Annotated in this window: 10 protein-coding genes; 5 read left to right on the top strand and 5 right to left on the bottom strand. The window is 31.8% G+C overall.

The window, feature by feature from the left end:
* Positions 1-575: 575 nt before the first annotated feature.
* Genes B3M86_RS03120 through B3M86_RS03105 form a run of 4 tightly spaced genes read right to left on the bottom strand, consistent with a single transcriptional unit; the run spans position 576 to position 4966 of the window.
* Entirely contained in the window at positions 576-1709 is a 1134-nt protein-coding gene (locus B3M86_RS03120) for an efflux RND transporter periplasmic adaptor subunit (RefSeq protein ID WP_219034695.1), read from the bottom strand.
* A 24-nt stretch (positions 1710-1733) separates the two neighbouring features.
* Positions 1734-2990: an ABC transporter permease gene (locus B3M86_RS03115; RefSeq protein WP_038335695.1), complete on the bottom strand. Its 1257-nt coding sequence runs from the start codon at positions 2988-2990 to the stop codon at positions 1734-1736.
* Positions 2990-4219 carry an ABC transporter permease gene (locus B3M86_RS03110; RefSeq protein ID WP_038335694.1) on the bottom strand — a complete coding sequence of 410 codons (1230 nt, stop codon included), beginning with the start codon at positions 4217-4219 and terminating at the stop codon, positions 2990-2992. Before B3M86_RS03110 ends, B3M86_RS03115 begins: the two co-directional genes overlap by 1 nt.
* Positions 4220-4276: 57 nt before the next feature.
* Positions 4277-4966: an ABC transporter ATP-binding protein gene (locus B3M86_RS03105; protein ID WP_038335693.1), complete on the bottom strand. Its 690-nt coding sequence runs from the start codon at positions 4964-4966 to the stop codon at positions 4277-4279.
* Positions 4967-5139: 173 nt separating this feature from the next.
* Here B3M86_RS03105 and B3M86_RS03100 point away from each other — a divergent pair, with 173 nt between their 5' ends.
* Genes B3M86_RS03100 through B3M86_RS03090 form a run of 3 tightly spaced genes read left to right on the top strand, consistent with a single transcriptional unit; the run spans position 5140 to position 6427 of the window.
* Positions 5140-5640, top strand: a complete 501-nt coding sequence (locus B3M86_RS03100) for a GbsR/MarR family transcriptional regulator (RefSeq protein WP_291047547.1) — start codon at positions 5140-5142, stop codon at positions 5638-5640.
* Between the two features lie 52 nt (positions 5641-5692).
* On the top strand, positions 5693-6040 hold the full coding sequence (locus tag B3M86_RS03095; protein ID WP_115001203.1) for a hypothetical protein: 348 nt from the start codon (positions 5693-5695) through the stop codon (positions 6038-6040).
* Between the two features lie 12 nt (positions 6041-6052).
* Positions 6053-6427, top strand: a complete 375-nt coding sequence (locus B3M86_RS03090; protein WP_125349102.1) for a hypothetical protein — start codon at positions 6053-6055, stop codon at positions 6425-6427.
* A gap of 42 nt (positions 6428-6469) precedes the next feature.
* Here B3M86_RS03090 and priA read toward each other — a convergent pair whose 3' ends face one another.
* Positions 6470-8929: a replication restart helicase PriA gene (gene priA, locus B3M86_RS03085; RefSeq protein ID WP_286496372.1), complete on the bottom strand. Its 2460-nt coding sequence runs from the start codon at positions 8927-8929 to the stop codon at positions 6470-6472.
* A 148-nt stretch (positions 8930-9077) separates the two neighbouring features.
* On the opposite strand from priA, the gene B3M86_RS03080 reads away from it, so the two are divergent.
* Together B3M86_RS03080 and B3M86_RS03075 are read left to right on the top strand one after the other, a co-directional pair.
* Positions 9078-9389, top strand: a complete 312-nt coding sequence (locus B3M86_RS03080; protein ID WP_115001209.1) for a hypothetical protein — start codon at positions 9078-9080, stop codon at positions 9387-9389.
* A 165-nt stretch (positions 9390-9554) separates the two neighbouring features.
* A complete protein-coding gene (locus tag B3M86_RS03075) occupies positions 9555-9767 on the top strand; it encodes a hypothetical protein (protein WP_291078963.1) in 213 nt (70 codons plus the stop codon).
* Positions 9768-9858 lie beyond the last annotated feature (91 nt).

Here is a 9858-nt window from a genome sequence, read left to right as displayed (position 1 = left end):
TCTAAACTCGCAAATTTATTTTTAAATAATTTTTGTCACTATATAAGTCCTTATGTCAACTACAATTCTACTCGTCTTTCGTATTGGGATTGCAAATATACGGCTGGATTATTCGTTTTTCCAAACATACTTTACTTTTATTTTACATTCTTTCCTTAAGTTATTGGTACAATGGAAAATATTTTTTGAAATGTTTAGATATGAGAACTGAGATATTAGATTTTTGACGAGAAAAGCTCTTTTTAAAAACTAAATTATAACGGGATAGATTTCTCGACAAGCTCGAAACGACAGGAAAATTAAACTTGTTAATTACTCAAGAATGCCTTTTAACTTCATAAAATGATTAGACGTTTTGCTTTTCTTACCAAAAAGAAAAGTAAAATGGATACTTTTGAGTTAACTATTCGGGAGGAATTGTCGCAAAGCGAGAATGAGTTATTCAGTATAGTTAATAATATAATGGATACGATGCTGATGACATCATAATTAAGTTTCTATAAAAAAGCTTTTTGATAAAATCGGAGTGACAGAATCAAAAAAAGGAGAACGCTTTATTCTCCTTTTGTATCTTATTAATGTGGACCGTTACCGTTTTTATCTTTTTCCAAATCGGTATTCCAAATTTTGATTTTATCTGTTTTTTTCAAGCCAGATTTTACTTGAACATTCACTCCGTCTGTAATTCCAAGAGTGATGTATTTCTTTTCGTATTTTGCATCTTGTCCTTTACCAGAAGTAAGAATCTCAACATATGGTTTTTGGTTTTCGTCGTAACGAACATGCGCTGATTTTACCAACAATACATTTTTTGCTTCCTGCGTTACAACCTCAGCATTTGCAGAATATCCCGCACGAATAAAGTTATCTGAATCTAATTGAACTGGTGCTTTAATCTCGAACTGAACTACTCCATTCGTTGCAACTCCTTGAGGCGAAATAAAATCAAGAATCGCTGTAAAAGTTTTGTTCGGAATTGCACCAATCGATACATTAATTTTCATTCCTTCTTTTAATTTACCAACCTCAGCTTCGTCAACTTTTCCTTGGAAAATCATTTTCTTAACATCAGCCATCGTAGCAATAGTAGTACCTGTAGAGAAATTATTAATCTCTTGCACCATATTCCCAACCTCAACAGGAATATCTAAAATCATTCCCGAAGTAGTTGCTGTAATACGTGTTGTTGCATAAGCTTCCAAACCGGGAGCAATACCTGTTTGCGCAACTTTGTAATCGTTTTCGGCAGCTTTTAATTGTTGTTGAGCTGACTTATATGTCGCATTTGCATTGTCATAATCTGCACGAGGCAAAACACCTTGATTATATAAAGTTGATGTTCGATTGAAATTACGACGTTCTTGATCGACCGTAATTTGAGCCGCTTGAATAGACTGACGAGCTGCATTTAACGACTGAACATTTGGAACAACTTTCAGTTCACAAATCAACTGACCACGCTCTACATATTGTCCTTCAGCAACATTAATCGATTTTATAACACCCGAAATATTTGGCTTAATTTCAATTGTTTCCAACGGTTTTAATTCACCAGTTGCAACAGCTTTCACCTCTATATTTCCCATAAAAGGCGTTGTCGTTTCATAAACTTCATTGTCTTGGCTATTCTTTTTACCGAAATATGCAATCACACCGATTACAGCACCGATAAAAACGACAATCATCAAAATCTTTAGAAATTTTTTCATTCTTCTATATCTGTTAAGTTTTAGTTATTCATCTCTCAAAGCATCAATAGGTTTGATTTGAATTGCACGTTGAGCAGGAATCAATCCCGCTAAAGTTGCCATAATCACCATCACTGCTAAAGCTGTAAAAAGTGTAAACAAATCGATTGACGCATTATATAAAGGTATGTTTTTATTTGATGGAATGATAATTTCGTTGAGAACCATTAGTAAAAGTGCTGCAAAAATAATTCCGCCTAAACCTGCAATTAATGTTAAAACTACTGATTCTAACAAAATTTGTCCTCGAATTTGAGCAGGAATTGCACCTAATGCTCTTCGAATTCCAAATTCTTTTGTTCGTTCTGAAACTGTAATCAATAAAATACTTGCAATCGCAATAACCCCGGAAAATAATGTCATTCCTCCTACAACAATCGCTAGGAACTGCATTCCTTTTACGAATTTCATAATCTTTCCAAGCATTTCACCTAAATTAAAACCACCAATTCCCTGGTCGTCATCTGGCGAAATATTTTTAATTTGTTTCAGATATGTTTTTAATTCTTTTTCGAATGCTACAATATCATAATTATTAGGTAAACTCAAACTTAAATATTGAATCGTTTCTCCTTGATTGTATATTTTTTGAAATGTTGTAAACGGAATAAACACTTGATCTTTACTCTCTACAGGCGAAGAAGGTGTGTCGTAAACGCCGACAATTGTATAATAACTATCGCTAATTCTGATTTCTTTCCCTAAAGGTTTCGGTTTATCACCAAAAAATTGTTCGGCAACTTCAATTCCAATTACACAAACTTTCGATTCAGTTTTGATATCATCTTCATTGATAAAACGACCTTGAATAATATCTTTCCCAAACATTCGGTTTTGATCTGGATAATCTCCATTAACCGTGTAAAAATTATATTTTGTTCCGTAAGTTAATATTGAATTTGGTTTCGAGTTTCGAGGAGCTAACAACGAAATTTGAGGAAAACGAGCCTGAATTTGACGAACATCACTCATTTTCAATTCAATTGTGCGACCTTTTTGAAATCCTTGATATGGCATCGATGTTGTCCCTCCCCAAACAAATAATGAATTGGTTGCGGCATTTGCCAAATTACGGTCAAAACCATTTTGCAAACCGCGTGTTACTCCTAACAATAATACAAATAAGAACATTCCCCATGCAACACCAATCATTGTCAAAATAGTGCGCAATTTATTTTTGCGAATCGCCGCGTAGACTTCGCTCCAAGCATCTGGATCAAAAACAAATTTTATAAAGTTCATTATTCGTCTCTTAAAGCATCAATAGGTTTAATACGTGCTGCATTCAAAGCTGGAATTAATCCAGAAACTGTTCCTGCAACAAATAAAATAATACAAGCCATTACCAACGAATTAGTTTCTACACCTGGATTATAAATAAAATATTCTTCTAAGCTATCTCCAATATTTTCTACAACAAGTGCCGCTAAAGCAATTCCTATTGCTCCGAAAATAATTGTAATCATAATTGCTTCTTGTAAAATCAGTCCCAAAACATTGGCTGGTGTTGCGCCTAAAGCTTTTCGAATACCAATTTCTTTGGTACGCTCTTTTACACTAAACACCATAATATTTCCGATACTTACGATTCCTGCAATCAAACTTCCTCCACCAATTACAAATACAATAATTGTCAGAATCAAGAAAAATTGATTGGTATCTTCCATTGCATCAGCCGCATTTCGCACCCAAATTCCACCATAATCAGAAGGTGCAACATTATGTCGACCTTTTATATTATATTCAATTGCATTTGCAAGTTTAGAAATGTCAGCCAAAGCCATTCCATCTTTTGGTGTTACAATAATCGATGATACTTTATCTGTAGCATAAATCGTTCTAAACGTTGTAAAAGGTGCATACAAAGCACGCTCGGCATTATCACCACCATCTTTACTTTCGAAAACACCAACCACTTGATACATACTTGAACCTAATTGCAAATACTTACCAATCGCAATCTGATTTGGAAAAAAATCTTGCGCAACCAATCGTCCAATAACAATTGATTTGGACTGATTCTCCATATCTTTTTTATTGATAAATCGACCAAGCGTTACATTTTCATTAATCATTGATTCATATTCTGGATAAACTCCAGTAATTGAATAACTTCCTGAATTAGCTTCATTTCTAATCGTATCACTTTTCGAAATTGTACTTACAATCGATTTTATTTCATCTGGAAAAGAATGTTTAATAAAATCAAAATCTTTTACATCCAATTCAATTGTACGTCCTTGTTTGAAACCATTGTAAGGTTCTGTTGTTGTACCTCCGTTAACGGTAATATTTAATGAATTTGCTTTGAAAAATTCTTGTTGAAACCCGTTCTGCAAACCATTTCCCAATCCATACAATGTAATAAACACAAAAAGCGCCAAAGCGATTGTCAAACCCGACAATGCTGTACGCAATTTATTACTTGCAATGGACGACCATATTTCGCTCCAACGGTCTGTATCAAACATATTTTATATTTAAGATTCTTTGATTTATGATTTACGAAGTTTGAGATTCGAAAATCATTAAACTCTTACTTGTTCTACTTTTTCGTCACTTACAATTACACCATCTTTAAGACGAACAATACGTTTACACATATTTGCAATATCATCTTCATGCGTCACCATTACAATTGTTTTACCTTCGTCATTAATTTCTTGAATCAGGTGCATTACTTCTTGCGAAGTCTTTGTATCCAGCGCTCCTGTAGGCTCATCCGCCAATAACAATTTTGGTTTTGCAGCCAATGCACGCGCAATTGCAACACGTTGTTTTTGTCCACCCGAAAGTTCATTTGGCATATGAGTAGCCCAAGGCTCCAACCCCACTCTTTCCAGATAACTAAGCGCTATTTTATTTCGATCCGATCGTTTTACTTTTTGATAATACAACGGTAACGCTACATTTTCTAATACATTTTTGAAACTAATTAAATTATAAGATTGAAAAATAAATCCTAAAAATTTGTTTCGATAATTAGCCGCTTTAGTTTCGTTTAACTTCTCAATTCTAACACCGTCCAATTCATAAATACCTGTATCATGCTCGTCCAACATTCCAATGATATTCAATAAAGTTGATTTCCCCGAACCCGAAGATCCCATAATCGCAACAAATTCGCCTTCCGTAATCTCAAGGTTAATTCCTTTGAGTACGTGAAGTTTGTTTTTTCCCATTATGTAGGATTTATTTAAATCTCGAATAGATATCATAGATTGTTGTAAATTTCAATAAAGATAACAGATAAGTCGAAATTATAAGAAAAATGTTACAAGCAAGTTTAAGATTTATCTTATAAATAGCGCTAAAATATTTTTCAAAATTAATTTTCAATAATTTTTGAAAGTATAGAAATTTATATATATTTGTGTAAATAATAATTGCAATGAAATTAGAAGAATCAAAAGAAAAATTTGTTCAAACTTGGGGAACTTTCGCTGTTAACTGGGGAATAAATCGTACTATGGCACAAGTTCATGCATTATTATTAACGTATAATGAACCTATTTCTACAGATCTAATTATGGAGGAATTACAAATTTCTCGCGGAAATGCAAATATGAATTTGCGTGCTTTGATGGATTGGGGAATTGTAAGAAAAGAATTGATAAAAGGAGAACGTAAAGAATATTTTGTTGCCGATAAAGATGTTTGGTATTTATTCAAACAAATTACAAAAGAACGCAGAAAGCGTGAAATAGAGCCGGTAATTGATTTTTTAGAATCATTAAAAAACATCGACGATCAATCTGATGATGCAAAAGAATTTGCAAAATTATTACAAGATTTATCTTCTGTTTCGACAAAAATCAATAATATAATGGACCTTGCTATCAAATCTGATGAGCATTGGTTGGTAGGAAAAATCACGAATTTGATAAAATAATCAATTCGTATTTTTTTGAATCACAAATTTCAAAAATTATTGAAAATTCAATATGTATAATATTATTTCGTATATCATTTATCTGATTATTACTTTCTACATCACCATTTTTATTGGTTGGAAAGTGTATAAAATTGGTTTTGTGTACTTGACAAACTTAATCGATAATCATTCTGTTTGTCAATCGATTAATAATCTTTTATTGATTGGATACTATTTGGTCAATTTAGGTTTTTCGGCAATAAGTTTACAAAACTGGGAACAAGTTGACTCCATTACCATCATGTTTTCTTCATTGTCCTACAAAATTGGATTTATATTATTAATCCTCGGAATATTACATTTTATTAATTTATCAATTATTTATATCGCAAGAAAAAGCAAAAAAATAAACACTTAAACACAGCAAATTATGACAAATTACAATCTAATTGCATATTTGGTTTACTTACCAGTGGCAATATTAATGACAATCGCAGTTTCTAACGTTTTATTCAAAAATGGAAAAATATTTATGTACGATATTTTCCATCAAAAAGAAGATATTGCAAGCGCAACAAATTCATTATTCAAAATTGGTTTTTATCTTTTGAATATCGGTTTTGCCATGCTAATTGTTTACATGACTTCTATCGCAACAACCGAAGATTTGATTGTAAAATTAAGTACAAAAATTGGTAGTTTCGCCATTTATTTAGGAATAATGTTGATGCTAAACCTTTTCTTATTTATGAAAGGCAGACGTAGATCTTTGCAACAACAATATTTAAGAAGTTTAGAATCTTAACAAGAAAACCTCCCAAAAGTTAACTTTTGGGAGGTTTTTATTTTAAACTGGATCAACATCAACATCAATTCGTACCGAACGAAAAGCTGCAATTGTATGCAATTGATCTATTTTTGCTTGAATTAAATCTTTTACTTTTTGAGGTGATTGATTTGGTCTAATTTTAATCATCACATCTGTAATATATAAATTATTGATTCTTCCAATCGAAGGCGTTTCTGGACCAAGTAAACATTTTGCATCAAAACTTGGTTTAAGCAAAACGACTAATTGAGCCGCCGTTTTATCCAAACGCTCTTTATTTTTATGCTTGAAACGCAACTTGATTAACCGTGAATAAGGAGGATACAAAAATTCTTTTCGCTCATACAAAATATCTTTCATCGTTGGTGCATAACTGTAGGTTGTGACATTTTGCAAAATCTGATGTTCTGGCTGAAAAGATTGAATCAATACTTTTCCTTGTTCTTGACGACGACCTGCACGACCAGAAACTTGCGTTAACAATTGAAACGCTTTTTCGTGCGCTCTAAAATCAGGAAAATTTAACAAAGAATCTGCTCGAATAACACCAACAAAATTAACATTTCCAAAATCAAAACCTTTTGTAATCATTTGCGTTCCAATTAAAATATCAATTTCTTTGTTCTCAAAATCTTCGATCAATTTTTCGTACGCAAATTTCCCTCGCATCGAATCGACATCCATTCTTCGAACTTTTGCTTCAGGAAAAATTGTTTGAACTTGCTGTTCTATCTGTTCTGTTCCCAAACCTTTTGTATTCAATTCGTACGAACCACAACTCGGGCAACGCAAAGGTTTTGCTTGTGCATAACCACAATAATGACATTTTAGTTGATTCGAGAATTTATGATATGTTAAACTGACATCACAATTTGGACATTCGGGCGTATGACCACACGTATTACATTCCATAATTGGCGCATATCCACGACGATTCTGAAATAAAATGACTTGCTTTTTTTGATGCAATTGATTGAAAATTTCATCACGAAGTGTATGCGAAATATCTTCTGTAATTTCTTTTTCCTTTTGCGCTTTTTTGAGGTCAATCAAATTAATTTCGGGCAATTTTATACTCCCAAAACGTTCAGTTAATTCGACATAACCATATTTTTTATTTTTCGCATTATAATAACTTTCAGCCGAAGGTGTCGCTGAACCTAATAAAACCTTCGCATTCATCATTCCTCCAAGCAACATCGCCATATCGCGCGCATGAAAAAATGGTTTTACATCCATTTGTTTATAAGAAGATTCGTGCTCTTCATCCACGATAATCATTCCTAAATTATCAAAAGGCAAATACAACGCTGTTCGTGGACCAATGATAATATCAAAATCGCCATTCAAGGTTTTCTGCCACAATTCTACACGTTCATTTTGATTGAATTTCGAATGATAAACTCCTACTCTTTCTCCAAAATGTTTTTTGATTCGATGAACAATTTGAGTTGTCACAGAAATTTCTGGTAATAAGTACAACACTTTATTTCCTTTCGCAATTACTTGTTCCATCAATTTTAGATAAATTTCTGTCTTTCCACTTGATGTTACACCATGTAATAAAACGGTTGATTTATCCTTAAAATCTTCTTTAATTTGATTTAAAGCTGCAATTTGTTTCAAGGTCAATTCAGCAATTTCAGCAACTTCTTTCTCATCTTCATCTACACGAGAAGTTTGATGTTGATAAATTTCAACTGCTCCTTTTTCTGCTAAAGATTTAAGTACAGCATTTGTCGCACCTTGTTTTATAAAATCTGCAACTTTTAGCGGTTTTTCTTGCGATTGCGTTTCTAACGTAATCAATTGCAACAAGGTTTCGCGCTGTTTTGGTGCTTTATTTAATTGATTTAAAATCTCGATAAAGGCAGTTTCATTTCCTTTTAAATCTGGATGTAATCGGACATAATTATCAATTTTTGGCGTATATTTTTCGTTCAGTTTTTCATCTAACCGAATAATTCCTTTATCAATTAATAATTTAAGTGTTGGAATTGCTGATTTCTCGTCTACAATTAAAGCTGCTTCTTCAACTGAAATGATTTCACGCAATTTCAACGCTTCAAAAACTAAGAATTCATAATCATTTAGCTCTTCAATTGTTTCATAATTTGGATTAATTAATCGAACAAAAGTTTGAGATTCTAATTTTAATGCAGAAGGAAAAGCATTTCGAAAAACATCGCCCAGTGAACACATATAATAATTCGCCATCCATTCCCAAAAATTAATTTGCGTTTGCGTCACCAAAGGTTCATCATCCAAAAAAGCATGAATCGCCTTTGTTTTGTATAATTCTGGCGCATTTTGATGAATAGAATGTACAATTCCTGTATATAATTTTTGCGTTCCGAAAGGCACGGAAACACGCTGACCAACTTTAATTTGCTGTAAATCAATTTCAGAAAGATGGTATGTAAATGTTCCATTTAATGAAAGTGGTAAAATAATTTCGGCAAAATAATTCGTTGTCATTTTATATGATTAAAAACGCAAGTTAAACATTTTTTTGTGTTAAGAATGAAGATTACAATTGCTTAAAATTTCACAAATTATTAATATTTCATTTTCAGATAGTTTGAAGAATTAATACTAATTTTAAGAGAATTCAAAAACTATCATTATGTTACATGCCATTTTAGATCAGATTTCGGAATCGGAAAAACCAATTATAAAAATCATTTTCAGAAATGATGATACGCGTGTTGTTGCTTTTGGACTAAAAAAAAGTTTGAAATTAATCGATCATCAATTACCTGTAAATGCAAAAATTTTAATGCTGAAAGGTGAAATAGAAATTGATTCAAAAATTGAGATTGTCAATTTAAAAGAATTTGACGAATATATTCTTCCTCCAAAAGTTATTCATCAAGTGACTTCCTTACAAGATTCGATGATGTTGGTTATTCTAAATTTTAATAAAAAAAGTTTTTAAAATATAGTTAAACTCTATTTATTTACACTATAAAAAACTTTATATTTATGATTATTAATTTATCAAAATATGAAACTACTTTTCTCATTAACTACTCTCCTTACCTTAGCCCTATCTTCTTGCAGTACAAGTATTAAACACGATCGATTATTTACTGGAACGATTGTGAGAGATTGTACAGGAACTTACATTCGTGTTGATGACAAAGAGGATTATTTGGTTTGTAACAATGAAATATTTTCAGACAAAAAAGAAGGTGAAACCGTGAGTGTTATTTATGATTTTGAAAAAACATGCAAAGAGTTAGAAAATAAAGCAACTTGTATGATGTATCATGAACATAAAGGCAAGATTAGAATCAAGAAAAATAATAATTAGTCGTTCCTTAACAAAACGCACTATTTTATTTTTTTTTTTAAAAAAAAAGAAAAAAAAAAAAAAAAAATTTTTTTTTTTTTATAAAAAATAA

This window comes from Empedobacter sp. UBA6305, from assembly GCF_002440405.1.
GTDB lineage: Bacteria > Bacteroidota > Bacteroidia > Flavobacteriales > Weeksellaceae > Empedobacter > Empedobacter falsenii_B.
Note: the sequence above shows the minus strand (reverse complement) of the source record. Positions and strands in the feature narration are given on the sequence as shown.